This window comes from Aeromonas sp. 25-248 (genome assembly GCF_053005425.1).
Genome location: NZ_JBRKTB010000006.1, coordinates 19,664 through 41,772, shown reverse-complemented (window position 1 = coordinate 41,772; position 22,109 = coordinate 19,664). Strand labels below are relative to the sequence as shown.

At 61.3% G+C, this 22,109-nt stretch carries 28 protein-coding genes; 12 read left to right on the top strand and 16 right to left on the bottom strand.

Features of this window, described 5'->3' with window-relative positions:
- The first annotated feature begins 9 nt into the window (after positions 1-9).
- The gene (parC, locus tag ACVDHI_RS10675) at positions 10-2,304 is read left to right on the top strand and encodes a DNA topoisomerase IV subunit A (RefSeq protein ID WP_447212071.1); all 2,295 of its coding nucleotides are present in this window, start codon (positions 10-12) and stop codon (positions 2,302-2,304) included.
- 74 nt (positions 2,305-2,378) lie between these two features.
- The gene (locus ACVDHI_RS10670; RefSeq protein WP_421281767.1) at positions 2,379-3,200 is read left to right on the top strand and encodes a hypothetical protein; all 822 of its coding nucleotides are present in this window, start codon (positions 2,379-2,381) and stop codon (positions 3,198-3,200) included.
- A 114-nt stretch (positions 3,201-3,314) separates the two neighbouring features.
- Here ACVDHI_RS10670 and ACVDHI_RS10665 read toward each other — a convergent pair whose 3' ends face one another.
- Complete coding sequence (locus ACVDHI_RS10665) at positions 3,315-4,118, bottom strand: hypothetical protein (protein ID WP_421281768.1); 804 nt, start codon at positions 4,116-4,118, stop codon at positions 3,315-3,317.
- A 349-nt stretch (positions 4,119-4,467) separates the two neighbouring features.
- On the opposite strand from ACVDHI_RS10665, the gene ACVDHI_RS10660 reads away from it, so the two are divergent.
- Positions 4,468-4,680 (top strand): hypothetical protein, encoded by a 213-nt coding sequence (locus tag ACVDHI_RS10660; RefSeq protein ID WP_041212302.1) that lies wholly within the window; start codon positions 4,468-4,470, stop codon positions 4,678-4,680.
- 118 nt (positions 4,681-4,798) lie between these two features.
- Here ACVDHI_RS10660 and ACVDHI_RS10655 read toward each other — a convergent pair whose 3' ends face one another.
- A complete protein-coding gene (locus ACVDHI_RS10655; RefSeq protein ID WP_042864497.1) occupies positions 4,799-5,173 on the bottom strand; it encodes a hypothetical protein in 375 nt (124 codons plus the stop codon).
- Positions 5,174-5,320: 147 nt separating this feature from the next.
- Positions 5,321-5,572, bottom strand: coding sequence for a hypothetical protein (locus ACVDHI_RS10650; protein ID WP_045525551.1), 252 nt, complete (start codon positions 5,570-5,572; stop codon positions 5,321-5,323).
- Positions 5,573-5,819: 247 nt separating this feature from the next.
- On the opposite strand from ACVDHI_RS10650, the gene ACVDHI_RS10645 reads away from it, so the two are divergent.
- Positions 5,820-6,143: a hypothetical protein gene (locus ACVDHI_RS10645; RefSeq protein ID WP_045523112.1), complete on the top strand. Its 324-nt coding sequence runs from the start codon at positions 5,820-5,822 to the stop codon at positions 6,141-6,143.
- A gap of 101 nt (positions 6,144-6,244) precedes the next feature.
- On the opposite strand, the gene atcC is transcribed toward ACVDHI_RS10645, so the two are convergent.
- From atcC to atcJ, 4 genes are read right to left on the bottom strand one after another with little or no spacing between them, the layout of a single operon-like run.
- Positions 6,245-7,147 carry a cold adaptation protein AtcC gene (gene atcC, locus ACVDHI_RS10640; RefSeq protein ID WP_319882956.1) on the bottom strand — a complete coding sequence of 301 codons (903 nt, stop codon included), beginning with the start codon at positions 7,145-7,147 and terminating at the stop codon, positions 6,245-6,247.
- A gap of 11 nt (positions 7,148-7,158) precedes the next feature.
- The gene (gene atcB / locus ACVDHI_RS10635) at positions 7,159-7,926 is read right to left on the bottom strand and encodes a cold adaptation protein AtcB (protein ID WP_010672787.1); all 768 of its coding nucleotides are present in this window, start codon (positions 7,924-7,926) and stop codon (positions 7,159-7,161) included.
- A 12-nt stretch (positions 7,927-7,938) separates the two neighbouring features.
- Positions 7,939-8,481, bottom strand: a complete 543-nt coding sequence (gene atcA, locus ACVDHI_RS10630; RefSeq protein WP_447212070.1) for a cold adaptation protein AtcA — start codon at positions 8,479-8,481, stop codon at positions 7,939-7,941.
- Between the two features lie 23 nt (positions 8,482-8,504).
- Entirely contained in the window at positions 8,505-8,789 is a 285-nt protein-coding gene (atcJ, locus tag ACVDHI_RS10625; RefSeq protein ID WP_024943298.1) for a cold adaptation protein ActJcold adaptation protein ActJ, read from the bottom strand.
- Positions 8,790-9,056: 267 nt separating this feature from the next.
- Between atcJ and ACVDHI_RS10620 the strand changes: the two genes are divergently transcribed.
- Entirely contained in the window at positions 9,057-9,467 is a 411-nt protein-coding gene (locus tag ACVDHI_RS10620) for an EF-hand domain-containing protein (protein ID WP_219604360.1), read from the top strand.
- Between the two features lie 77 nt (positions 9,468-9,544).
- Here ACVDHI_RS10620 and ACVDHI_RS10615 read toward each other — a convergent pair whose 3' ends face one another.
- The 4 genes from ACVDHI_RS10615 to ACVDHI_RS10600 are packed head-to-tail and all read right to left on the bottom strand — an operon-like array spanning position 9,545 to position 13,302.
- Positions 9,545-10,069, bottom strand: coding sequence for a protein disulfide oxidoreductase (locus ACVDHI_RS10615; RefSeq protein ID WP_151027204.1), 525 nt, complete (start codon positions 10,067-10,069; stop codon positions 9,545-9,547).
- Between the two features lie 3 nt (positions 10,070-10,072).
- Positions 10,073-10,813, bottom strand: a complete 741-nt coding sequence (locus ACVDHI_RS10610; RefSeq protein WP_323898538.1) for a DsbA family protein — start codon at positions 10,811-10,813, stop codon at positions 10,073-10,075.
- 10 nt (positions 10,814-10,823) lie between these two features.
- Positions 10,824-12,866: a protein-disulfide reductase DsbD family protein gene (locus ACVDHI_RS10605; protein ID WP_447212069.1), complete on the bottom strand. Its 2,043-nt coding sequence runs from the start codon at positions 12,864-12,866 to the stop codon at positions 10,824-10,826.
- A 55-nt stretch (positions 12,867-12,921) separates the two neighbouring features.
- Positions 12,922-13,302, bottom strand: a complete 381-nt coding sequence (locus ACVDHI_RS10600) for a hypothetical protein (RefSeq protein WP_039039817.1) — start codon at positions 13,300-13,302, stop codon at positions 12,922-12,924.
- A 163-nt stretch (positions 13,303-13,465) separates the two neighbouring features.
- Here ACVDHI_RS10600 and ACVDHI_RS10595 point away from each other — a divergent pair, with 163 nt between their 5' ends.
- From ACVDHI_RS10595 to pspG, 4 genes are all read left to right on the top strand, one after another.
- A complete protein-coding gene (locus ACVDHI_RS10595) occupies positions 13,466-14,194 on the top strand; it encodes a 1-acylglycerol-3-phosphate O-acyltransferase (protein WP_039039739.1) in 729 nt (242 codons plus the stop codon).
- A gap of 207 nt (positions 14,195-14,401) precedes the next feature.
- The gene (gene pspA, locus ACVDHI_RS10590; protein WP_408754576.1) at positions 14,402-15,064 is read left to right on the top strand and encodes a phage shock protein PspA; all 663 of its coding nucleotides are present in this window, start codon (positions 14,402-14,404) and stop codon (positions 15,062-15,064) included.
- A gap of 2 nt (positions 15,065-15,066) precedes the next feature.
- Positions 15,067-15,273, top strand: coding sequence for a PspC domain-containing protein (locus ACVDHI_RS10585; protein WP_010672796.1), 207 nt, complete (start codon positions 15,067-15,069; stop codon positions 15,271-15,273).
- Positions 15,274-15,320: 47 nt separating this feature from the next.
- Positions 15,321-15,539 (top strand): envelope stress response protein PspG, encoded by a 219-nt coding sequence (pspG, locus tag ACVDHI_RS10580; protein WP_010672797.1) that lies wholly within the window; start codon positions 15,321-15,323, stop codon positions 15,537-15,539.
- A gap of 50 nt (positions 15,540-15,589) precedes the next feature.
- Here the strand turns inward: pspG and ACVDHI_RS10575 are convergent, their stop codons facing one another.
- On the bottom strand, positions 15,590-15,925 hold the full coding sequence (locus ACVDHI_RS10575) for a GIY-YIG nuclease family protein (RefSeq protein WP_201901713.1): 336 nt from the start codon (positions 15,923-15,925) through the stop codon (positions 15,590-15,592).
- Positions 15,922-16,815, bottom strand: coding sequence for an EamA family transporter RarD (rarD, locus tag ACVDHI_RS10570; RefSeq protein WP_203764038.1), 894 nt, complete (start codon positions 16,813-16,815; stop codon positions 15,922-15,924). The genes ACVDHI_RS10575 and rarD overlap by 4 nt, the downstream gene beginning before the upstream one ends.
- Before the next feature lie 102 nt (positions 16,816-16,917).
- Here rarD and ACVDHI_RS10565 point away from each other — a divergent pair, with 102 nt between their 5' ends.
- On the top strand, positions 16,918-17,508 hold the full coding sequence (locus ACVDHI_RS10565; RefSeq protein ID WP_010672800.1) for a uracil-DNA glycosylase family protein: 591 nt from the start codon (positions 16,918-16,920) through the stop codon (positions 17,506-17,508).
- On the opposite strand, the gene ACVDHI_RS10560 is transcribed toward ACVDHI_RS10565, so the two are convergent.
- A complete protein-coding gene (locus tag ACVDHI_RS10560; RefSeq protein WP_201920908.1) occupies positions 17,505-18,362 on the bottom strand; it encodes a DMT family transporter in 858 nt (285 codons plus the stop codon). The two genes, ACVDHI_RS10565 and ACVDHI_RS10560, sit on opposite strands and share 4 nt — an antisense overlap.
- Positions 18,363-18,453: 91 nt before the next feature.
- Here ACVDHI_RS10560 and ACVDHI_RS10555 point away from each other — a divergent pair, with 91 nt between their 5' ends.
- Positions 18,454-19,371: a LysR substrate-binding domain-containing protein gene (locus tag ACVDHI_RS10555; protein WP_042014956.1), complete on the top strand. Its 918-nt coding sequence runs from the start codon at positions 18,454-18,456 to the stop codon at positions 19,369-19,371.
- Positions 19,372-19,475: 104 nt separating this feature from the next.
- Here ACVDHI_RS10555 and znuB read toward each other — a convergent pair whose 3' ends face one another.
- Both znuB and znuC read right to left on the bottom strand, forming a co-directional pair.
- On the bottom strand, positions 19,476-20,255 hold the full coding sequence (znuB, locus tag ACVDHI_RS10550; RefSeq protein ID WP_010672803.1) for a zinc ABC transporter permease subunit ZnuB: 780 nt from the start codon (positions 20,253-20,255) through the stop codon (positions 19,476-19,478).
- Between the two features lie 9 nt (positions 20,256-20,264).
- Complete coding sequence (znuC, locus tag ACVDHI_RS10545) at positions 20,265-21,029, bottom strand: zinc ABC transporter ATP-binding protein ZnuC (RefSeq protein ID WP_010672804.1); 765 nt, start codon at positions 21,027-21,029, stop codon at positions 20,265-20,267.
- Positions 21,030-21,123: 94 nt separating this feature from the next.
- Here znuC and znuA point away from each other — a divergent pair, with 94 nt between their 5' ends.
- Positions 21,124-22,062: a zinc ABC transporter substrate-binding protein ZnuA gene (znuA, locus tag ACVDHI_RS10540; protein ID WP_447212068.1), complete on the top strand. Its 939-nt coding sequence runs from the start codon at positions 21,124-21,126 to the stop codon at positions 22,060-22,062.
- Positions 22,063-22,109 lie beyond the last annotated feature (47 nt).

Here is a 22,109-nt window from a genome sequence, read left to right as displayed (position 1 = left end):
GAATTTCACATGAGTGATGCCATCGAGCTCAGTCTGGACGGGGTAGAGCGCCAGCCAATGCGCACCTTTACCGAGCAGGCTTACTTGAACTACTCCATGTACGTCATCATGGATCGGGCCCTGCCGCATATCGGCGACGGCCTCAAGCCCGTGCAGCGGCGCATCATCTACGCCATGAGCGAGCTGGGGCTGTCGGCGCTGTCCAAGCACAAGAAGTCCGCCCGTACCGTGGGTGACGTGCTGGGCAAGTACCACCCCCACGGCGACAGCGCCTGTTACGAAGCCATGGTGCTGATGGCCCAGCCCTTCTCCTACCGCTACCCGCTGGTGGACGGTCAGGGCAACTGGGGGGCGCCGGACGATCCCAAATCCTTCGCCGCCATGCGTTATACCGAAGCGCGGCTGTCGCGCTTCTCCGAGCTGCTGCTCTCCGAGCTGGGCCAGGGCACGGTGGAGTGGACGCCGAACTTCGACGGCACCATGAAGGAGCCCGTGGTGCTGCCCGCCCGCCTGCCGCACATCCTGCTCAACGGGGTGACCGGCATCGCGGTAGGTATGGCGACCGATATCCCGCCCCACAACGCGCGGGAAGTGGCCCACGCCTGCGTGGAGCTGCTGGATAACCCCAATGCCGGCCTGGATGCCCTGATGGCCCATGTGCAGGGGCCGGATTACCCGACCAACGCCGAGATCATCACGCCGCAGGGCGACATCCGCAAAATCTACGAGACGGGCAAGGGCTCCATCAAGCAGCGAGCGGTGTGGAGCGAAGAGGATGGCGACATCGTCATCACCGCGCTGCCTCATCAGGCCTCAGGCGCCAAGATCATGGAGCAGATCGCTGCCCAGATGGTGGCCAAAAAGCTGCCGATGGTGACCGATCTGCGGGATGAATCGGACCACGAGAACCCGACCCGTCTGGTGATCGTGCCGCGCTCCAACCGGGTGGACGTAGAGGGGCTGATGGCCCACCTGTTCGCCACCACGGACTTGGAGAAGAACTACCGGGTCAACCTCAACATCCTGGGTCTGGACAACCGACCCCAGGTGAAAGATCTCAAGACCATCCTTACCGAGTGGTTGAGCTTCCGCCGTGAGACGGTGCGTCGCCGCCTGCAGTATCGCCTCGACAAGGTGCTGGCCCGCCTGCACATCCTCGAAGGCTTGCTCATTGCCTACCTCAACATCGACGAGGTGATCGAGATCATCCGTACCGAGGAGGAGCCGGGCCGGGTGATGATGGAGCGCTTCAACATCAGCGAGACCCAGGCCGAGGCGATCCTCGAGCTCAAACTGCGCCACCTGGCCAAGCTCGAAGAGTTCAAGCTGCGCGCCGAACAGAATGAACTGGCGGAAGAGCGCGACAAGCTGGAACTGATCCTGGGTTCGGAGCGCCGTCTCAGCACATTGCTCAAGAAAGAGATCCTGGCGGACGCCGAGAAGTACGGCGACGATCGCCGCACCCCGCTGGTGGAGCGCGCCACCGCCGTGGCCCTGACCGAGAAGGAGCTCACCCCGAGCGAGCCGGTGACCGTGATCCTCTCCGACAAGGGCTGGGTACGCGCCGCCAAGGGTCACGACGTGGATGTGGAGGGCCTCTCCTACAAGGCGGGGGACAACTATCTCGCCCACGCCCATGGCCGCAGCAACCAGCAGGCGGTGTTCCTCTCCACCCTGGGACGTACCTACTCCCTGGAGGCGCACACTCTGCCCTCCGCCCGCAGTCAGGGCGAGCCGCTCACCGGCCGCTTCGCGCTGGGGGCAGGGGAAGAGGTGCGTCATCTGGTGATGGGTAATGAGGGCGAGCCGTATCTCATTTGCTCCGACGCCGGTTACGGCTTCGTCTGCAAATATGACGACCTGATCGGTAAGAACAAGAACGGCAAGGCGCTGCTCTCCGTGCCGGAAGGGGGCATCGTCATGGCGCCCCAGAGGATAGGCGCACCGGACACGGATCTCTGCATGGCCATCTCCAACGAGGGGCGCATGCTGCTGTTCCCGCTCAATACCCTGCCGGTGCTCGGCAAGGGCAAGGGCAACAAGCTCATCAGCATCCCGTCGGCGCGCGTGAAGGCGCGGGAGGAGTTTATGGTGATGGCCGCCGTCATTCCGCAAGGCCAGTCGGTCACCCTGTTTGCCGGCAAGCGCAAGCTCACCCTCAAGCCGTCTGATCTCGACTACTACCGCGGCGAGCGCGGCCGCCGTGGCGCCAAGCTGCCCCGCGGCTTGCAGCGGGTGGATCGTATCGAGATTGAAACCGTCGTCGGCGCCGAGTCGGCAGCCGGGGAAAATCAGGAAGGGTAATTAATATAGAAGGGCGCGAAAGCGCCCTTTCTAACTGAATAAATTGTCCTGTTTAGATGCCTTATGGAGGGGATATGAGTCAGGTTTTTAGAGTAGTTAATCAATACTATGATGATTTTGAATCTTATCGCCATGTTTTTAAATTAGGGAATTTTCGTTTCTTGACGTGTATTTTTCTCATGCTGCTTTTAATTGTTTCTGTCTTATGGCGACTGCAAGTGATATCGATTTCATTTATCAATGTAGATAATTCAGTTAAAACGTCTTTTGTGTTTATTCTTGAGTTTTTGTTTGTTTTTTCTTGTTTTAGTTTAAATGATTTGAGAGATAAGCAGGTAGTGTCTAATATGCAGAGAAAATTAAAAACAAATGAAAAAAGAATTGAAAAACTAAAGTCTCTTTGGCTGCAAAAAACTATAGATATAGAAGTGAATGAATACCTGTCATTAGCAACAGAGTTAGACTCTATGCTGGTATTACGTAAAAAGCATAGTGGAAGCTATCTATCATCACTAGTAAATGTCATGCCGTTTATCTACTCGTCTGATTCAAAGAATAGAATATTAGCATTATTTATAGCAGCATCTGCCGCGACCGTATCCTTAAGCATAGCCGCAGGTGCTAATATAAATGATGTATTTTTGGTTATTAATGAGCTTGGTGGTGCTCAGATATTAAAATATGTTTTTCTGGCGGTTTTTATTATTTTTGCAATGGTGATGGGGATTAAATATACGGCGTGGATGATATGCACTACGCTATATTTGATGTCGGACAAGTTAAAAAACATTAATGATGTAGATGAGTTTAGAGTTAGCCTTTTCATTAGGCAGTTATTAGCTTCTCACACATTGAAAAAGGCTAAGGTTATGGCTGTGGATATATTAAGGCCATGAACTTTCGCGTGCTTGAAGACAGTTGATAATTTTAAAAGGCGATTAGGGTCGCCTTTTGATCTGTAAAATATCGGATTATGTAAATACTTTACCGATGGTTTCATTTTATATAATTTACTTATCAAGTAAATTCCCTTCAATACCAAGTATATCAGCTACATCTGACAGGCGTTTCTTTGAAAACATCCAGCCAAAACCCCCTGACCTTAACTTAATCCACTTCCCATTAATTTCCGACAAGTCATCTTTGAAGTTGAGTGTGTCACCGATAACAACGAATGCTTTGTCTGTATAATCGACAAGTTTTATATCGTTATTAGATGATGTTTTTTGGGCTGTTACTATAGGCGATGTCGAGTTTTTCGCAGCTTTAGCTTCTTTTACTACGGTGGCAGTTAAATGTGTACCTACCGAAATCCCTCTCATCACAATAGTTAGATGCCGTGTGAGTTTTTGTTTTAATTCATCTGTATTGCTATACTGCTCTTGGATGCCTTTGTCTCTAATTGACTTTTTAAAATCCTTGAGTTTTTGAACCTGAGCTAGATCGGCTTCATCCATATCTACAGGTTTTTTTGAATAATAAAGCATGACGGGTTTTTCTTGTTTAAGAAACCATTTTATTTCTTCTACAGTACCACTATCTTCCACTCCAGTAGGTGAACCAAGTCGAGTCCAGAATGCACCAATTAATACATCACAATCTCTAACTACTTGATCGTTTATTATTCCCTGTGGGCGATCGCCCATCGCTGGTGCACAATGTGATTCCCATCTAACAGGAAGTAAAACCTTGCCTGTTTCTTTGGAGTTTAATGCATTCCAGTCATGAATCGTCTGTGCAATTGCCTCCCTTTCCTCCTCAACGTCAGAAGGGGATGCAATTAACACATTGAATACGGTTGCAGAATATGCCATTTAATAAAACCTCTTGCACATTTTGGGTGTTTTATAGGTAATCTAAACTGATATTTTATGAGTTTTTATCGTAATGAATATATGATGTTTAGTCTACTGTAATAAGACGTGATTTTTTGTGTCTTCGTTATTTTTGCTAATTTTTATGTAGGGCCGTAGGTCTGATTAGCGAAGCGTAATCAGACGTTCGCGAAAATCGGCTTCCACTGTCCCGTTGCAACCCCTCTTATCTCCCTTTTTTCCAATCACCACGGGGCCAATGGCGTGGACGATTACGCTTCGCTAATCGACCCTACTCGCCTCTGCTCGCTAAGCTTAAAGGGAGTAGCACAGTGCCAGGAGGCCAATCATGGAGATCGACAAAGCCATCGGGCTGATCGAGGCCCACGGGGTCTTTCACGGGGATCACTACAGCTTCAACAGCGGCGAGTTCGTGCAGTGGTGCCAGGAAGATACTCACCAGACCCTCAGCCTGGAGCAGGCCAATCACGAGTTGGCGCCCTTCTGCATCCGGGTCGGTTACGCCGAGCCGGTCCGGTCGTGGCGTTACTATCTCACCTGAACTACCTCACCTGAGGGGTGACGCAGAGGGCGGGAGGAGCCGCGCGATGCGGTGAATCAGTGAAAAAGGAGCCGGCAAGGCTCCTTTCTTGTGATGGGCAGGGCGCTGGGCGAGGGCCCTAGTTGTCGAAGTTCCACTCGATGGGCAGCTCAAGATCGAAAACAAGCTGATCCCCGTCGAGGGTGAAGGCCACGCTGGTCTGGTGCTGGTCGTATTCGTCGATAAGGCGGCAGCTCTCGGAAAAGTTGGATTCGTAGCCGAGGCGGGCAGTGCCGCCGGTGCGAGCCTCGTCGAGTTCCACCCCCAGCACCCGCAGGGGATCCTTCTGGCTGAGCTTGACCCGGCTATCGCCCACATCCACCAGCCGCTCCAGCAGGGGGAAGAAGTCCTGCTTGTTGGCCTCGATGGCCCGGGCGATGGCTTGCTCCAGCTCGGTGGCGCTGGCAAGGGCGGGATCCAGCGTGTAGCGGGTCTGGATGCTTTCCTGAGTCATATTGTGCTCCTTGGGGCAATGAACCTGCGTCGGCCATCAGCGCGATAGGCGGTGAACGAGGCGTGCCGCGCCATTAAATAATGTGGTGATTCATTCTGATGGATAAAACCATCGAAAAAACCGATGAAGGCAGCATATTGCTTTTCGTTAGGCGGGGATGCGGCCATTGCGCACCAGGGCCCGGCGGATGTTCTTGCACATCTTGCCGAAGCGGTTGATCTCGTCGAAGGAGGGCGGGATGCCGCGATCGATCTGATATTGCCAGTAGCAGAGGTCCGTATCCACCAGCTCCATCAGCTTCTTTGGGCAGCCGATGCAGGTGTTGTCCGGCCCGCATTTGAAGGTATCCGGTTGATAGAGCGGAAATTCCGCCTTCACGGCGTCGATGATCTGCTGCATGGCGGTCATGCGGTCCGGCTTTCTGCTCACGGTCTGGCTCCCCGGCGGCTTGTATGGGGGAGTCATTATATCCCTGACAAAATGTGGGCCAATGACGCTTAGGAGGTAGTCCGACTTGCGTGCAAGCCACTGCGCCCCGGATCCTGCGCCTGCTTCCCCCCTGGTGGTCTCTTTTGTCAGGCGCCGTTTCGGGTCATGATGAAAGCCCCGAACGAACCACTTTTTGACTGACCCCTCTGGAGGTGTGATGAGACCCTGTGCCCTGCTGTTGCTTTTTCCCCTGGTGTGCCAGGCCGAGGCCAGCCCGAGTGAACCCGTGCAGGAAGGTACCCTGGCCAATCAGCAGCTGATCCGGGATGCCATGGTGGGGGTCGCATCCTGGGTGGCCACCAAGGGGTGTGACGCGCCGGAGCGTTTCGTGCCCGTGGTACTGCAACTTCCCGAGGGGGAGCCGGGCAGTCGCCACTGGCAGGAGCGCTGGACGGTGACGGGCTGTGGCAACGACTATCCCGTGGTGATCGATTTTCGGGAGACCGGGATGCAGAGCGCCATGTGGACCATTGCCCGATAGGGTCGGCGCCGCCATCTGCGAGCTGCAAAGATGACAACGCCCGGCAAGCCGGGCGTTGTGGGAGGAGAGGCAAGTGCCGTCCTGCAAGGGGGTATGGCCCCTTAGAAGTCGTGGTAGAGGGGCCAGCCGAGCAGGGGGTGGCGGATCCCGGCGCGCATCTCCATGTTGTCGAGCTTCTCCGGCGAGGCGTCCTCTTTTTGCAACTGCTGGTACTGACGCACAAACCCCAGGGTATGCAGCAGGTTGGGCACAAAGCCCGGGCTCAGCTCCTGGCGCAGGGCGGCGGCCATGTCGGCGGGCAGCGCGTTCAGCATCAGGGTGAGCTGGGCGGCGAGGTAGCCGGTGTCGTACCAGCCCTCGTCGAGCTCAATCTCCCGCGCCAGTTTGCGCTTGAGATCCTGCTTCACCTTGAGCGGGGCGGCGCCACTGCCCTTGCCGCAGAGGATGCGGTAGAGCAGCGCTTCGGCCAGCTTGTCCTCCATGGTGGGGTGGTCGCTCTCGCAGGCGAAGAAGTGCTGGTCGATGAGCGCCATCAGGCGGCTCTTGTTGTGCTCGGTCAGCGCCTTCTCGTACTCCTGCCACCCTTGCCACTCCTCCACATCGGGCGGGCTGGAGATCTTGTCCAAGAGCCGCGCATCCACGTCACCGTAGAGGCTGTTGCCAGCCTGCTTGGGGCTGACGGTAATGAGCATCGACCAGCCTTTCTGGAACGGCTTGATGGGGCCTTCCGGCGCCTGCAGCAGCGCCAGCGCCTTGGCCGGATCCCGCGCCGAGAGCTCCTGCAGACCGAGGCTCACCACGCCGATGACGTCGTGGGCGGCCTGCTCCAGCAGGTGCATCTTGTACTTGTTGTAGTACTTGTCGGCGAATTTGAGGCTCATCAGCACCGCCTTGCCTTTGATGGCGGCGAGCTGCTGCTGACTCAAGAGTTCGTTGTCGCGGCCAAAGCGCAGCACCTGGGTCAGAAAGGGGCCCTGGTTGGCATCGCGAATGACTAACTGCATGAATGGGCTCCTTAATCCAGAAAGCTGAACATGTCGTCGACGTCACCGTACTCGTCTTCCTCGACCTTGTTCTTCTCTTTGGCCTGCATCACCAGCTCGGCGGCAAACTTGTTGATGATGCCGTCCCAGGTGGAGTGCTCGTTGCGCAGCAGCGACTTGATGGATTTTTCCACCTCGGGGGCCAGCTCGCGAATGAGCATCAAGAGGCTGCGGGGGTCGTCCAGCGCATAGTCGTGGCTGTCTTCGGCCTGCTGGCGCTCGCTGTAGCGCAGGGACTCTTCGAGATCTTCCTCTTCGGCGTGCAGCACGTCGCGATAGCCTTCGTCCTCTTCATAGCGATCGCCGCGATAGAACTCGATAAAGGGGATGGCGAGGTAGAAGAGACCGGCCGGATCCTCGGCCACGCACTCGAGGATCTCCCGCTGCTTGGCTTCGCTCTCCTGGGTGCGGATCAGGTAGTTGAGGAAGTCGAAGGTGTGCTGTTGCAGTTCGTCGGCGTTGTTCTTGATCGCCTCTTCCCAGTAGAGGGGCTGCTGGCAGACGATGTCGCGGATCCGCTCCGGGGTCATCAGCTCGGAGATGATGGAGGGGAAGGAGATGTCGTGCTGGCCGTTGATCTGGGTCAGGGTAACGATATCAATGTTTTCAATCACTTCTGCCAACTGGTCGTCAGACATGGTCTTGGCGATCAGCTCGAACTTCTCGCTGGCCTGCTTCGGTTCGATGACGGCCAGCTCTTTGATCTCGATGGCGGTAATTTCTATCAGACTGTTGCTCATGCCTTGCCCCAATTAGAAACGGACTTCGTCGTACATATCCTGATCGCCGTCGTCATCACCATAGCGGTCACTGCCGCCGTGGTAGTCGGCGTCGGCATCTTCCCCGTCTTCCTCTTCTTCGTCCCGCAGCTCGTAATCGTCATCAGCGCGGTGGCTGCCGCGTGGCAGCGGGTTGTCGAGCAAGAACAGCACGGCGCAGGCTTCCATCAGCTGATCTTCGTTCTGGGCCCGCACCGCCTTGACCAGCGGCAGGATGGCGTTGTTGAAACCGACGCTCACCTTGAACTCGTCCCAGGAGGGCTGCTCGCCGCTGGCGAGCCACTTGTTCCACTGCGACTTGGCCTTGGGCGGGAACTGCACCCGGCCATAGAGGGCAAGCGGCAGGTATTCGGGCATGAACTCCAGCATGCTCATGTCGGCCAGCAGCAGGGTCTTCATCTGGTCGGTGAACTGCTCGAGACCCTTGGGGTCGTCCTGATCCCGGTAGGATTCGATGTTCTCGCTGGCATCGCTTTGCAGGGCCTTGAGCCGTGCCTGGTCCCATTTTTTTTGCATAGTCGCTCTTCTTGCCTGGTGGCTCAGGGGTAGAACTGGTCCCACATCTCCTGCATGGCAGCAGCGGGATCGGTCACGATGACGTTGTTGAAATCCTTGATAAAGGCGGCCCGCTGTTTCGGATCGGACAGCACTTCATAAGCCTGCTTTACCTGGTGCAGCCGGGCGGCTGCCTGCTCTTTCTCTTCTTCGCTCGCCCCGTGCAGCTTGTCGGGGTGGTACTGGTTCGACAGCCGTCGATAGGCTTTTTTGATGTCGTTTTCACTGGCGTTGGACTTGACGCCCAACACCCGGAAGTAGTTGTTCATGACGGATCCTGCCTCACTGGCATGGTGGAATTCATCCTGTGTCGACCTGGTGGCGCAACGTCGGCAAACCAGGCTCGGCAAAAACCGGAGATTTTAACGGAAAGCCGGCGCCTCTGCCATGAAAGTGCGGTCTTTCTGTACGAAAAGAGCGGGCGGTGCGAGATGGCGGCGGGGCTACACTGGCAGAGGGGGGCGGCAGGCCCCGGCGTTGCCCGACCCCCTCTTGTCCGAACCATCCGGATTCTGCCGTCACAAGGAGTCATCGCCATGGTCAAGTCCGCGTTTTTCGTGCTCGCGCTGGCAGGCAGTGTCGCCTCTGCCAGCGACATATTGCCCACCTCGCCGCTGATGGGGGATGTCACCAGGGCCCAGTTCATGGAGCGCGCCGCCCAGCGCTTCGCCTTGCAAGACAAAAACGGTGACGGCGTGCTGTCGGTTGCCGAGAAAGAGGCCAACCTGGCAAAGCTGGCTGGCGTGATGCAGCAGGCAGGCAAGCCGGTCCCGGAGCGGATGAGCCAGCTCAAGCCGTCGCGGGAGACCACCAGGGCCCAGTTCATGGCGCGGCAGGAGGCGCTCTTCTCTCGCCTGGACAAGAACGGTGACGGGGTGATCGGAGAGTCTGAGCGTCTCGACATCAAGGCCAATCTGGAGAAGCGGGCGATGGAGGCCGCCCAATAGGGTGGGTTGTCAGCCCTCTGATGAAAAAGAGCCCGGTATCGATACCGGGCTCTTTTTCATCTCTGGCATGAAGGGGGCTACCAGCTTGCCCAGAGCAGCCGCAACCTGAGCCCCCAGGCGCTGCTCCAGCCGGTGGTGCTGCTCACCAGAGCCCCATCCTTGATGACGAGGAAGGTTGGCGTCACCCCCACCTGCCAGCGGGCGGCCAGATCCCCGGACTCGTCGTTGTGGGTGGGGAAGGTCAGCCCCTTCTTCGCCATCCCGGCGCGCAATTGCTCATCGCTGCCGGAGCGCAGGGCCACCGTCAGCACATTTTCGCCCTCCTGCCAGAGCTGCTCCACCGTGGGAGTGGTGAAGCGGCACACCCCGCACCAGCTGGCCCAGTAGTAGACCAGCAGGGGCTTGCCGCGGCTCTGCTCGGCCAGAGTGGTGGTGGTGCCGTCCTGCAGGGTGAAGGGGGCCTCCATGGCCCCCGCCGGCAGGGTGGGGCTGCGCCACAGATCCACCAGGGTGGTGATGACGAGCGCCATCAGCAGCAGCCAGAGCGCCTCCTTGCCCCAGCGGCGCCAGCGGGGGGCCTTTATGCCTGCATCCTCGGCCATGGCTTAGCTCCGCTTGGCCAGCTCGGCTTTGACCAGCTGCTCCAGCTCGTCATAGGGAATGGCGCCCGGCACCAGCTGGTTGCCGATCAGGGTCGCCGGGGTGCCTTGCACGCCCAGCAGGGTGCCGATGCGCAGGCTGTTGCGCAGCTCCTCGGTGGCCTTGCCTGCGGGCTTGAGGGCCAGGTTGTCGGTGGCGGCCAGCGCCTTGTTGATGTCCGTCTCGGTCAGCATCCCCTGCTTGCTCATGAGCTTGTCGTGCAGGGGGAGGAAGCGGGCAGGATCCTGTTGCCACAGGGTCAGGCTGTACTGGGCTGCCTTGGCGGAGGTCTGCCCCTTGAACGGCAGCAGCTTGATCACCAGCCCCAGATCGTCCGGATAGGCCGCGAGCAGCTTGGCGACCGCCGGGTCGAACTGCTTGCAGTAGGGGCAGTTGTAGTCGGTGAACAGCACCAGGGTCAGCTTGGGATGCTTGGCGCCGAGGCGCGGGCTGGTGGGGCTGTTGAACAGCACATCCTGGTTGCCCTTGATGAAGTCACCCATCTGGGCTTGCTGGGTCGCGGCGTTCTGCTTCTCCCAGGATTCGGCTGCCTCGTCGAGGATCCCGGGGGTGGCGATCAGGGTCTCGCGAATGAGCTCCTTGATGCGGGCCTCCTGCTCCGGGGTGAAGGGGGCGGCGTGCAGCGTGGGGGTGCCCAGGGTGGCGGCGACCAGGGCGGTGCAGAGGGTCAGGGTTCGCAGTCTCATGGCATTCTCCTTAGAAATGGGTGGCATCGGCCTGAACGAGGCCGGCCTTGTGCAAGCTGTCGAGCAAGTCGGCCTTGTCCAGCAGGGGAGAGAGGACCTCTCCTTCCGGCAGGCCGGGCCCGTAGATCTGGTTGAAGGGAACGGCGGCGGCGCCACGCTGGCGCAGGAAGGCGGAGATGGCATCGCTCGGCCGGCTCCAATCGCCGCGAAGGGCCACCACGTCCGGGGCCGTCAGGGCGCGCTGCACCTCGTCACGCAGCAGCACGTTGTATTTGTTGGCCTTGCAGGTGACGCACCAGTCGGCGGTGACATCCACGAAGACCCGCTTGTTCTGGGCCAGGGCGTCGGCGATGGCCTGTTCGGAGAGCGGCTGCCAGGCGATGCGATCGACGCTGCCACCCCCTTTCACCGTGAGGGCGCTCCCCAGCAGCAGGGCGCCGCCGATGAGTGCCGAGAGAGAGAGGGCCAGGGTGAAACCGCGCAGGCCATAGCGCCAGAGGATGCCCATCAGCAGCGCCAGCACCATGGCGGCCATCAGCCAGCCGGTGGCCGTGCTGCCCAGATGGTTGCCAAGCAGGCTCGCCAGCCAGAGGCTGGAGCCCAGCATCATCAGCCCGAGCAGGATGCGCAGTCGCCCCATCCAGCGCCCCGGTTTGGGCAGCCAGAGGGCGAGGCGCGGCAGGGCCGCCACCAGCAGCCAGGGCAGGCTCATGCCAATGCCGAGGGCCGTGAAGATGAGCCAGAGCTGGCCGAGGGGCGCCGCCAGGGCAAAGGTCACCGCGGTGCCGAGGAAGGGGGCCGAGCAGGGGGTCGCGAGCAGGGTGGCGAAACTCCCTTGCAGGAAGTGGCCACCGAGCCCCTCGCCGCCGCGGGTGGCGAGGCGAGTGCTGAGACTGCTGGGCAACCTTATCTCGAACAAGCCCAGCAGGTTGGCGCAAAACAGCAGGGTGACCAGCACCATGAAGCCGATGAAACCGGCGCTCTGGAACTGGATCCCCCAGCCGACTGCCCCTTGTGTGGCGCGCAGCAGGCTGCTCATGGCTGCCAGCACCCAGAAGGAGGTGATTATCCCGGCGCTGGCGGCGAGGAACTGCTTGCGCACGCCTCCTTGTTCGCTCTCTTGCTGCTGCAACACGGTGCCGAGTTTCAGGGCCAGCACTGGCAGCACGCAGGGCATCAGGTTGAGGATGAGACCGCCGAGCAGCGCTGCCCCCAGCAGCCAGAGAAGTGGCTGCCCCGGGGCCGGCAGGGCGAGGGGATCGGCGATGGAGGCGCGGGTCTGCCAGGCCAGCTCGCCGCTGGTGAGCAGCAGGCCGAGGGACTGACCACGCAAGTCTGGGGCATCCCCCTGCCAGCCGTCGCTGACCGGCACCCGGGCAATCAGGGTGGTGCCGCTTACCTCGAGCGCGGGCTTGCCGAACTCGGCCCCCTCCAGCGCATCGATGAAGAGCGCAGGTTCCTGCCAGCCTTCTGCCCGCTCGGCCTGCAGTTGCAGCTGGTTGTGCTGGTAGCCGAGCTCGACCCGGGTGTCGGCGGGCAGCGTCTGTGGCAGGGTGCTCATGGCCCGGGCCCAGGCGAAGTCAAAGCCGGCCGGCGCCTGCCCATCCGCCGCCAGGGTGAAGGGGTAGTCGGTCAGGATGCAGACATTGCTGCAGGTGGAGAGGCGCAAGGTGCCCTTGAGCGGCTGTCCGGCCGGGTAGCCCAGGCTCAGGGGGAAGCGTACCTGCTCCTGATAGCCCTGGGTGCTGAGCCCGGCGACCTCGAAGGGGCGCGGCGTGGGCCAGTGCCACTGGAAGTCGCCGACCGGCTCATCCCACAGGATCTGGGGCGCTATGCCCCCTTCACCCGGGCTGTGCCAGTAGGTCTTCCAGCCTGACTCCAGCTGGACATCGAGCAGGATGCGGGTCTGATCCGGGACGCTGCGGTCGGCTTGCAGCCTGACCTTGGCGTGACTGTTCTGGGGGCGGGTGAGCCACCCCGTATCGCTGGCCAATCCGCTGGATTGCCACAGCAGGCTGCCCAGTAGCAGGGCCGCCTTGAAGAGATTCGACATGTGTTGGGTCTCGCAAAAAAATGAGTGACAGCAGGCTGAAAAAGCGCGGCTGAACTCATTCCCGCCAGACGCAGAGGGTGAGGTGCAGTCGCCGCTCCGGCGGCGAGACATTGATGGGGGGAGGCAGTGCCGGCGCGCGCCGTGACAGGGGCACCAGCAGGGCAATCACGAAGGCGATGGCGAAGAAGAGTTGCTCCACGCACAGCAGACTGGCGGCGCTCAGCCACTTGCCGTTGAGCTGGCAGCTGTTGGGCTGCACACTGGCGGGCGTGCCCTTGTCGGCCTGGTCGTCGGCTGAGGCAAACTGGGGCAGGGTCTGGCAACTCACTGCGTGATCGAGCAGGGCGAGGCGGGCCAGCGGCTGGGCCGCGCAATTGAGCACCAGCAGGCAGACCAGCAGCAGGAGTCGTGTCGCCGCGCGTTGTTGCAAAATCATGCTCGCCCCGTTCATCAAGATGGCCACATCCTAGCGGGCAATGGCGGGTGGGGCAAGCCGGGGTGACCGGTGACGTCCGGGGCTGGTCGGTTCTGTCTGGCGAACGCTTGTTCGCTAAAAGGGGGACCAGTATACTGCGCCGAGTCAAATTCCGAGGTGTTCGATGCTCAAACTTGCCCGTGTGCTGCTGCTGGCACTGCTGCTCGTCTTCTGGTTCCTGTTCGGCCTGTTGCTTTGTCTGGTGCGCCCGCGCCACCCGAACAACGTCTATGTCTTCGCCCGCATGTATCATGCGGTCTGCCCGCTGATCGGCCTCAAGGTCCGGGTGACGGTGGCCGACGAGGTCAAATCGGTGGGACCGGCGGTCTACGTCTGCAATCACCAGAGCAACTACGACATCTTCACCGTGACCGGCGCCGTGCAGCCCGGCGTGGTGGCGGTGGGCAAGAAGAGCCTGCTGTGGCTCCCCTTCTTCGGTCTCATCTTCTGGCTCTCCGGCAACGTGCTGATCGACCGCTCCAACCGCTCCCGCGCCATCGGCACCATCGGCCAGGTGGTGGATCGCATCAAGCATCGTGGCACCTCCATCTGGATGTTCCCGGAGGGGACCCGCTCCCAGGGGCGTGGTCTGCTGCCGTTCAAAGCGGGGGCCTTCCACACTGCCGTCCAGGCCGAGGTGCCCGTGGTGCCCATCGTCTGCTCCAGCTACTTCGGTCAGGTCGATCTCAACCGCTGGGACAACGGCGAGGTGCTGCTGGAAGTGATGGCCCCGGTGTGCAGCAAGGAGCACGGCGCCGCCGGCATCCGCGAGCTCTCCGACACCTGCCGGGAGAAGATGGAAGCCAAGCTGGCGGAGCTGGATGGCAAGCTTGGCCATCGGCCGGCGGCCTGAGCCCGGTTGCAGAGAAGAGAGGGAGCCGCTGGCTCCCTTTTTTATTGGTGAAAATCACCATCTTGTTGGTTTTTTTCACCACGCCGTATCCAATAAACATCCATCGTTAACTTTCATCTAATTGTAAATAAAGGAAAAAAACATTCTGGCACGGCTCTTGTAATGTCATGGGAAGAGAGTGACACCCCATCAACAAGGAGCCAGACCATGAGCGTATTCAGCCGCCTGACCGACGTGATCAATGCCAACCTGCACAGCCTGCTCGACAAGAGCGAAGAGCCGGAGAAGATGCTGCGGCTGATGATCGAGGAGATGGAGCAGGTCCAGGTCGAGATGAGAACCCAGGCCGCCCGCGTCATCGCCGAACAGAAACAGCTGGAGCGCCATCAGCAGGCGCTGCGCAACCAGATCCAGGAGTGGGCAGCCAAGGCCGAACTCGCCATCCAGAAGGGCCGCGAAGATCTGGCCCGTGCCGCCCTCACCGAGAAGCTGGCGGAGATGAAGCAGTGCGAGCGGCTGGAAGAGGACAAGGCGCGGGTGGCCGAAGTGCTGGCCCAGCTCACCGCCGACAGCGAGCGACTGGCGGCCAAGCTGACCGAGGCGCGGGAGAAGCAGAAGATGCTGACCCTGCGCGAGCAGACCGCCCACAGCCGCATCCGCGCCCGTGCCCAGGTGGACAACCAGCGCATGTACGAGCTGGTGGCCCGCTTCGACGGCTTCCAGAACCGGGTCGATCAGCTGGAGGCCCAGCTGGAGGCGGCGACCCTGGGGCAGAATCCGTCCCTCGAGGCCCAGTTCCGCGAGCTGGAGCTGAACGACGAGATTGAGCGGGAGCTGGCCCGGCTCAAGGGTCAGAAGGTGGAGGCATAACCATGACACCCTGGCCCAAGGATCTCGCCCATCGCAAGTTGACCGGGGTCTGCGCCGGTCTTGCCAGAGGGCTGGGGGTGTCCAGAGTGACGGTGCGGGTGGTGGCCCTGCTCGCCCTGATCCTGATGCCGCCGCTCGCCCTGGCGCTCTATCTGGTGGGGGTGCTCGTCATGCCTCCCCGCCGTGAACTTCAACGCTGGCTGGGGTGATCTCCGGATCGCCCCGTCGGCAAGTGCAAGCCCGTGAGGAGCACAACATGCTGGAATTTATCGTCTTGATCCTGGTGCTGATCGGCATGGCGCTGACCGGATTCACCGTGCTGGCCATGCTGCTGGTGAGCGGGGTCTTCGTGCTGTTTGGCGCCCTGGCCGGCATGTTTGCCCTCATCATCAAGCTGGCGCCCTGGTTGCTGGTGGTGCTGGTGGTGTGCTGGCTACTCAGCAACAGGCGCAAGCAGTCGAACACCTACCGTTAAGCCTCCCTGATTTCGCATCCTTCCTTGGCCACTGCTTGCAGTGGCCCTTTTTATGGGGGCGACACAGGGTCGGTGTGCGGGGTGGCAAGCCAGGAAAGGCTCCAGCCGTGCCACAACGCCGGTTCGTCTACCAGGCGCTCCTTGAACGCCTTGCTCTGCTGCTTGAGGCGGTACTCGAGGCGCAGCGCCTCGCGTTTGCCGGGGACCTCCTGCTGCCATACCAGGGAGAGGGGCCCCTTGCCGCGCAGGGCTCTGGCCCCCTTGCCGCTCTGGTGCTGACGCAGTCGCCGCTCGGGATCCGTGCTGATCCCCGCATAGAGTGCCCCGGTGCCGGTGCGCACCAGATAGACAAACCAGCGGGAGGGAGTGGGGGTGGCGAGGGTCACGAGGTGCGCCACCTGGCCCGCTGGCGCCCAAGCCGGTGCAGGGGCAGCAGGCTCACCAGCAGGCCGGCCCAGACGAAGGCAAAGCCCACGGATTTCACCGGATCCGGGATCTCGCCAAACCAGAAGAGGGCGAGCAGGAAGGCGAGGCTCGGCTCTATGTATTGCAGCAGCCCCACCGTGCTCATGGGCGTGCGCGCCACCGCATAGCAGAACAGCCCCACCGGCAGCAGGGTGGCGGGGGCACTGCCCATCAGCAGCAGGCGCTCGGTCCAGTCACCGGCCATAAACTGGCTGGTGCCCTGCAAGGTCAGCCAGCCGATGATGAGAAGGGCGACGGGCAACTGCACCAGGGACTCCAGATAGAGGCTGGTACCGGCGTCCAGTCTCACCTTCTTCTTGATGAGGCCGTAGAGGGCAAAGTTGGCCCCCATCACGAGGGAGAACCAGGGCAGCTCGCCGTAGGAGAAGAGCATGTAGGCGAGCCCCGCCAGGGCGAGCGCCACCGCCAGGTGTTTTTGCGGGGTGAGCTTCTCTTTGAGGAAGAGCACCGCAAAAGCGATGTTGAAGAGCGGGGTCATGAAGAAGGCGAGGCTGGTGGCCAGCACCTGGCCCGTGGTCAGGCACCAGGTGAACATGCACCAGCTGATGGACATCACGGGGCCCGCCAGCAGCACGAGGCCGAGCTGCCGGGGATCGCCACGCAGGGCCCCCCAGGGCACCCGATGGCCGAGGAGCAGAAGCAGGCCTCCCAGCAGCACCACGGACCAGAGCACCCGGTGGGAGAGCAGTTCCCACATGTTGATCTCGGGCATGAACTGGTAATAGAGGGGCAGCATGCCCCACAGCACGAATGAGAGGGCCGCGCTGCCGGTGCCCATCCAGTTCTTCATCTCTCTCCGTTTATTAAACTAAACAATGGCGGCTGCATGATAAGTATCCGCCGCCCCTTTCACAAGCGGGAGCGGGGAGAAAACTCTGGTACTATCGGGCCCATGAACCGACTCGATCCCCTGTTTGAACAGATCCGGGCCTGCCGCCTGTGCGAGGCCCACCTGCCGCTCGGCCCAAGGCCGGTGATCCGCGGCAACGAGCGCGCCCGTCTGCTCATCATCGGCCAGGCCCCCGGCACCCGGGTACACGCCAGCGGCATCCCCTGGGATGATCCCTCCGGCGATCGGCTGCGCTTGTGGCTCGGGGTGGACAAGGCCACCTTTTACGATGAGTCCCGCATCGCCATCATGCCCATGGGGCTCTGTTACCCCGGCAGGGGCAAGTCGGGGGATCTGCCGCCGCGCCCGGAATGTGCCCCCACCTGGCACGACAAGGTACTGATGCTGCTGCCCAACATCGAGCTGACCCTGCTCATCGGCCAGTATGCGCAGGCTTACTACCTGAGGGCGGCGGCGAAAGGATCGCTCACCGAGACGGTGCGACACTGGGCGGACTATGGCCCGGCCTGGTTGCCGCTGCCGCACCCGTCCCCGCGCAATACCCTCTGGCTCAGGAAGAACCCCTGGTTCGAGCAGGCAGTGATCCCCCATCTGCAGCAGAGGGTCGCCCCCCTGCTTGACCCGGCAGGCTAGAGCGCCGGCTCGGCCTGGGGCTTGGGCTTGCTGCGGGCCATGGCGACCAGCGGCAGTATGATGCACAGGCACCCCAGCAGCAGCGGCAGCCCCGGCTGTTCGTCAAACAGCCAGACCCCGATGGCGACCGCCATCAGCAGCCCGGTGTACTCCGCCGAGGCGATCTTGCTTGCCTCCGCCTTGCGATAGGCCATCACGCACAGCCCCGCGTAGACCATGATGAGCGCCGAGGAGCCGAAGGCGGGCCACCACATCTGCCATTGCCACTCGCCCCCTTCCCACCAGGCCAGCGCCAGGATGAAGGGCATGCTCAGCACATTGGTGAAAAACAGGGTCTGGGCGATGGGCTGCTGGAGCGGGATGCGCTTGATCAGCAGGTTGTTGACCGCCAGGGAGAGCGCCACCCCGAGCGCCGCCAGGGCGGCCCAGTTTACCTCGGTCGGGCGCAGCACGATGAGCACTCCGACGAAGCCGAGCAGCGCCGTCAGCACCTTCTGGCGCGAGAGTGCCTCTCCCGCCAGCCAGACCGCGAGCGGCACCATCAGCAGCGGGGCGGCATAGAAGAGGGCGTTGGCGGTGGCGAGCGGCAGCCGGGTGAGGGCGACCACCATCAGGCAGACACCGACGGCCCAGATATGGGCCCGCAGCAGGTGCCACTTGATGGCTACCGGCGGGTTGCGCCGCCAGGACCAGAGCAGCCAGGGGGCGAGCAGCAGGGCTGCGGAGAGCTGGCGGAAAAAGACAAACTGGAAAATGGGTTGGTCCGGCTCCAGCACCTTGACCAGGGCATCGGAGAAGACCGCCACCATGTTGCCGAGCACCAGATAGAGGATGCCTATCCCAACTGCATTCATACCACCTCCAGATTCAGATGAGGGGAGGGTAGCCCGCGGCCTGTTATCCAGTAAAATGATAAAAAATCATCACGCATGAGAAATTTGGATAATGAAGCTGCCCCCCCTGCGCGCCGTTCAATATTTCGAGGTGGTTGCCCGCCTGCTGAGTTTTTCCCGCGCCGCCCTGGAGCTCAATGTCAGCCAGAGTGCGGTCAGTCACCAGATCCGTCTGCTGGAGGATTTTCTGGGGGAGCGGCTGCTGCTGCGCCAGGGGCGGCTGCTCTCCCTGACGCCCCAGGGGGAGATCTATTTCGAGGGGATCGCCGCCGGGCTGGTCCAGATTGCCCAGAGCAGCGAGCAGTTGCGCGGTGGAGGCGAGATGCGGGTGCGGCTCGCGGTCTACAGCTCCTTTGCGGTGAAGTGGCTGATACCGCGCCTGGCCGGGCTGCGCCAGCTCTATCCCGAGCTGGATCTCAGCCTGGAGATGGTGGCGGAAGATCCCGAGCTCTCCGACAGGGTGGCGGACGGTTTCATCACCGTCTCCCCTGAAGGGCCGGGCTACATGCACGATCTGCTCTATCGGGAGCGGTTGATGCCGGTGTGCAGTCGCCGGATGTGGCAGCAGGTGGAAGGGGAGTGGCCCGCCACCTTGTGGCAGTTGCCGCTGCTCTCCATCCAGGCTATCTACCGAGAGAAGGGGGAAGATTGGCGGCGCTGGGCCGAAATGGGGGGGCTGACCATTCCCCCCGAGGCGAGGGTGCACCATTTCAGCCATATCCTGCTCGCGCTGGAGGCGGCGAACTGGGACCAGGGAATGGCGCTCATCAACGACTACATGTTGCAGCCGGAGGATCCGCGTCTGGTGCGGCTGCCCCTGCACGCCCTCGAGACCGGCGACAACTTCTATTTCGTCTTCAAGCGCTCGCGCGCCCATGAACCCGCCATCAGCCGGTTGCGTCAGTGGCTGTGGCAGGAGTCGCAGGCGAGCCTGAGACCCGGGGAAAACGAGCCTCTCAGGCGCGTCTGAACGTGCTGGGCGCCCTATGCAGAATGGACGACGCAGCCCACGACGCAGGAGTCTGATTCGGAAGGCCTGATGGCACTGGCGAGACCAGGGCCATCAGGAGCGGGTCAGGTGCGCTTGAACTGGCTCAGTACAAAGAGGGTGGTGGCGCAGACTACGACCGAGGGACCGGCCGGGGTGTCCTGATACCAGGAGAGGGCAAGGCCCCCCAGCACGGCGAGACAGCCTGTCAGGGCGGCAAAGCCGGCCATCTGCTCCGGGGTCTGGCTGAAGCGACGGGCTGTGGCGGCGGGAATGATCAGCAAGGAGGTGATGATGAGCGCCCCGACGAACTTCATGGCCACGGCGATGACCAGGCCTATCAGCAGCATCAGCACGCAGCGCAGCACATCCACCCGCACCCCTTCCACCCGGGCCAGCTCTTCCGAGATGGTCATGGAGAGCAGGGGATCCCAGAGCCGCCACAGGGTGAGCAGCACCAGGGCGCCGCCGCCGTAGATCCAGAGCAGGTCCATGGGCTGCACCGAGAGCAGGTCTCCAAACAGGTAGGCCATCAGATCCACCCGCACGTTGTCCATGAAGCTCAGGGTGACCAGACCCAGCGACAGGGCGCTGTGGGCCAGAATGCCGAGCAGGGTGTCGGTGGCCACCTGCTGGTTGCGGCTCATGATGACCAGCAGCATCGCCATGGCGAGGCAGCAGACCACGACCGCCAGGGTGAGGTCCACCTGCAGCAGGATGCCGAGGGCAATGCCGAAGAGGCAGGCATGGGAGAGGGTGTCGCCAAAATAGGCCATCTTGCGCCACACCACGAAGCTGCCCAGCGGCCCGGCCAGCAGGGCGATGCCGAGTCCGGCCGCGAGGGCGTATAACAGAAAGCTGTCCACGTGAAGATCCTAGTTGTTGCGAGAGGGCAGGCGGATGACGGGAGCCTGCGGTTCATGATGATGGTGTTCGCCATCGCAGTGGTGATGGTGGGTATAGACCGCCAGCACCTCCCGCTCCGGTCGCCCGAACAGGCGGGCAAATTCCGGGTGGCGGGCCACGCTCTGTGGCTCGCCGTGGCAGCAGACGTGGCGATTGAGGCAGATCACCTCGTGAGTGCTGGCCATCACCAGGTGCAGATCGTGGGAGACCATCAGCACGGCGCAGTGGAACTCGGCGGCCAGCTGGCTGATGAGGGCATAGAGCTCGATCTGGCCCGTGATATCTACCCCTTGCACCGGTTCGTCCAGCACCAGTAGCTCGGGCTTGACCAGCAGGGCGCGGGCCAGCAGTACCCGCTGCATCTCGCCACCGGAGAGCTTCTGCATCCGGTTGTCCAGCAGATCCTGGGCGCCGACCCGATTGAGCGCCTCCTCGATGGAGAGGCGGCTGTTCTTGCCAAGCTGCAGGAAGCGGCGCACCGTCAGGGGGAGGGTGGGGTCCAGATAGAGGCGCTGGGGTACATAGCCGACCCGCAGATCGCGGCGGCGGACGATGTCCCCCGAATCTGGGCGGAGCAAGCCCAGCACCAGCTTGCTCAGAGTGCTCTTGCCCGCCCCGTTGGGGCCGACCAGGGTGGTGATTTTGCCTTTGTTCAGGGTAAAGGAGACCTTGTCGAGCACGAGTCGTCCGTCAAATGAGAGACAGACCTCTTTCAGCTCCACCAGTTGGGTCATGACAGCTCCGGGGTTTACAGCCTGTGAGAGTTATAATATAACAGCGACGTTGGTTTGTTATATTATCACACACATACTCCCTGACGAGACCTCTATGCGAATTCTTGCTCTGATCACTGCCCTGATGGCGGTGAGTCTGCCTGTCCGTGCCCTCGAGGTGCTGACCACCATCAAACCCCTGGGCTTCATCGCGGCGGCGATCACCGATGGCGTGAGCGAGCCCGGGGTGCTGCTGCCCACCGGCGCGTCTCCCCACGATTTTTCCCTGCGCCCTTCCGATATTCGCAGCATCAACGAGGCCGATCTGGTGGTGTGGGTCGGTCCGGAGCTGGAAGGCTTCATGGCCAAACCCCTGGCCCGGCATCCTCATGTATTGACCCTGACCCAGGTTCCCGGCATGCCGCTGTACAACTATGCGACCCAGGGGGAGCATGACGAGCATCATCATGACGACAAGGATCATGACCATGCCGCCCACGACCACGGCTCGCACGACGAGGGCCATGAAGGGCACCACCACGAAGGGGTGGATCCCCACATCTGGCTGGGTCCAACCCAGGCCAAGGTGATTGCCAAGGCGATTGCGACCGAACTGGGCAAGCTGGATCCTGCCAACCTGGCGCGCTATGCCGCCAATCTCGCGGCCTTCGAGGGCAAGGTGAACGCCCTGGACAAGGTGATCGCCGTGCAGATGAAGGCGGTGGATCAGAAGGGCTACTTCGTGTTCCACGAAGCCTATGGATACTGGGAGCGTCACTACGGCATGAGCTCCAAGGGACACTTCACCGTGAGCCCGGAGCGTCGCCCGGGAGCCAAGACGCTGATTGATATCCGCAAGGCGCTGGAAGCGAAGAAGGCGAGCTGCATCTACGCCGAGCCGCAGTTCTCCCCGGCAGTGATCGAGTCGGTCGCCCGCAATACCGGGGCCAAGGTGCTGCTGCTGGACGAAGTCGGCGAGCAGGTGCCGCTCGGTCCGGACGGTTATCCGCAATTCATGCAGCAGCTGGCTGACGCCTTCGCCCTGTGCCGCTAAGCCTTGCCCAACATTGACGATAGAGGCGGCGCAGCCAACTATACTGA

What these genes read in the sequence shown, in the direction of transcription:
- znuA (WP_447212068.1), top strand. Translation starts at nt 21,124, where the DNA reads ATGCGAATTCTTGCTCTGATCACTGCCCTGATGGCGGTGAGTCTGCCT.
- atcA (WP_447212070.1), bottom strand. Translation starts at nt 8,481, where the DNA reads ATGCAAAAAAAATGGGACCAGGCACGGCTCAAGGCCCTGCAAAGCGAT.
- pspG (WP_010672797.1), top strand. Translation starts at nt 15,321, where the DNA reads ATGCTGGAATTTATCGTCTTGATCCTGGTGCTGATCGGCATGGCGCTG.
- ACVDHI_RS10670 (WP_421281767.1), top strand. Translation starts at nt 2,379, where the DNA reads ATGAGTCAGGTTTTTAGAGTAGTTAATCAATACTATGATGATTTTGAA.
- ACVDHI_RS10555 (WP_042014956.1), top strand. Translation starts at nt 18,454, where the DNA reads ATGAAGCTGCCCCCCCTGCGCGCCGTTCAATATTTCGAGGTGGTTGCC.
- atcB (WP_010672787.1), bottom strand. Translation starts at nt 7,926, where the DNA reads ATGAGCAACAGTCTGATAGAAATTACCGCCATCGAGATCAAAGAGCTG.
- znuC (WP_010672804.1), bottom strand. Translation starts at nt 21,029, where the DNA reads ATGACCCAACTGGTGGAGCTGAAAGAGGTCTGTCTCTCATTTGACGGA.
- atcJ (WP_024943298.1), bottom strand. Translation starts at nt 8,789, where the DNA reads ATGAACAACTACTTCCGGGTGTTGGGCGTCAAGTCCAACGCCAGTGAA.
- ACVDHI_RS10585 (WP_010672796.1), top strand. Translation starts at nt 15,067, where the DNA reads ATGACACCCTGGCCCAAGGATCTCGCCCATCGCAAGTTGACCGGGGTC.
- ACVDHI_RS10565 (WP_010672800.1), top strand. Translation starts at nt 16,918, where the DNA reads ATGAACCGACTCGATCCCCTGTTTGAACAGATCCGGGCCTGCCGCCTG.
- ACVDHI_RS10595 (WP_039039739.1), top strand. Translation starts at nt 13,466, where the DNA reads ATGCTCAAACTTGCCCGTGTGCTGCTGCTGGCACTGCTGCTCGTCTTC.
- ACVDHI_RS10620 (WP_219604360.1), top strand. Translation starts at nt 9,057, where the DNA reads ATGGTCAAGTCCGCGTTTTTCGTGCTCGCGCTGGCAGGCAGTGTCGCC.
- pspA (WP_408754576.1), top strand. Translation starts at nt 14,402, where the DNA reads ATGAGCGTATTCAGCCGCCTGACCGACGTGATCAATGCCAACCTGCAC.
- atcC (WP_319882956.1), bottom strand. Translation starts at nt 7,147, where the DNA reads ATGCAGTTAGTCATTCGCGATGCCAACCAGGGCCCCTTTCTGACCCAG.
- ACVDHI_RS10655 (WP_042864497.1), bottom strand. Translation starts at nt 5,173, where the DNA reads ATGACTCAGGAAAGCATCCAGACCCGCTACACGCTGGATCCCGCCCTT.
- ACVDHI_RS10615 (WP_151027204.1), bottom strand. Translation starts at nt 10,069, where the DNA reads ATGGCCGAGGATGCAGGCATAAAGGCCCCCCGCTGGCGCCGCTGGGGC.
- ACVDHI_RS10650 (WP_045525551.1), bottom strand. Translation starts at nt 5,572, where the DNA reads ATGCAGCAGATCATCGACGCCGTGAAGGCGGAATTTCCGCTCTATCAA.
- ACVDHI_RS10645 (WP_045523112.1), top strand. Translation starts at nt 5,820, where the DNA reads ATGAGACCCTGTGCCCTGCTGTTGCTTTTTCCCCTGGTGTGCCAGGCC.
- parC (WP_447212071.1), top strand. Translation starts at nt 10, where the DNA reads ATGAGTGATGCCATCGAGCTCAGTCTGGACGGGGTAGAGCGCCAGCCA.
- ACVDHI_RS10600 (WP_039039817.1), bottom strand. Translation starts at nt 13,302, where the DNA reads ATGATTTTGCAACAACGCGCGGCGACACGACTCCTGCTGCTGGTCTGC.
- ACVDHI_RS10605 (WP_447212069.1), bottom strand. Translation starts at nt 12,866, where the DNA reads ATGTCGAATCTCTTCAAGGCGGCCCTGCTACTGGGCAGCCTGCTGTGG.
- rarD (WP_203764038.1), bottom strand. Translation starts at nt 16,815, where the DNA reads ATGAAGAACTGGATGGGCACCGGCAGCGCGGCCCTCTCATTCGTGCTG.
- ACVDHI_RS10660 (WP_041212302.1), top strand. Translation starts at nt 4,468, where the DNA reads ATGGAGATCGACAAAGCCATCGGGCTGATCGAGGCCCACGGGGTCTTT.
- ACVDHI_RS10560 (WP_201920908.1), bottom strand. Translation starts at nt 18,362, where the DNA reads ATGAATGCAGTTGGGATAGGCATCCTCTATCTGGTGCTCGGCAACATG.
- ACVDHI_RS10610 (WP_323898538.1), bottom strand. Translation starts at nt 10,813, where the DNA reads ATGAGACTGCGAACCCTGACCCTCTGCACCGCCCTGGTCGCCGCCACC.
- ACVDHI_RS10665 (WP_421281768.1), bottom strand. Translation starts at nt 4,118, where the DNA reads ATGGCATATTCTGCAACCGTATTCAATGTGTTAATTGCATCCCCTTCT.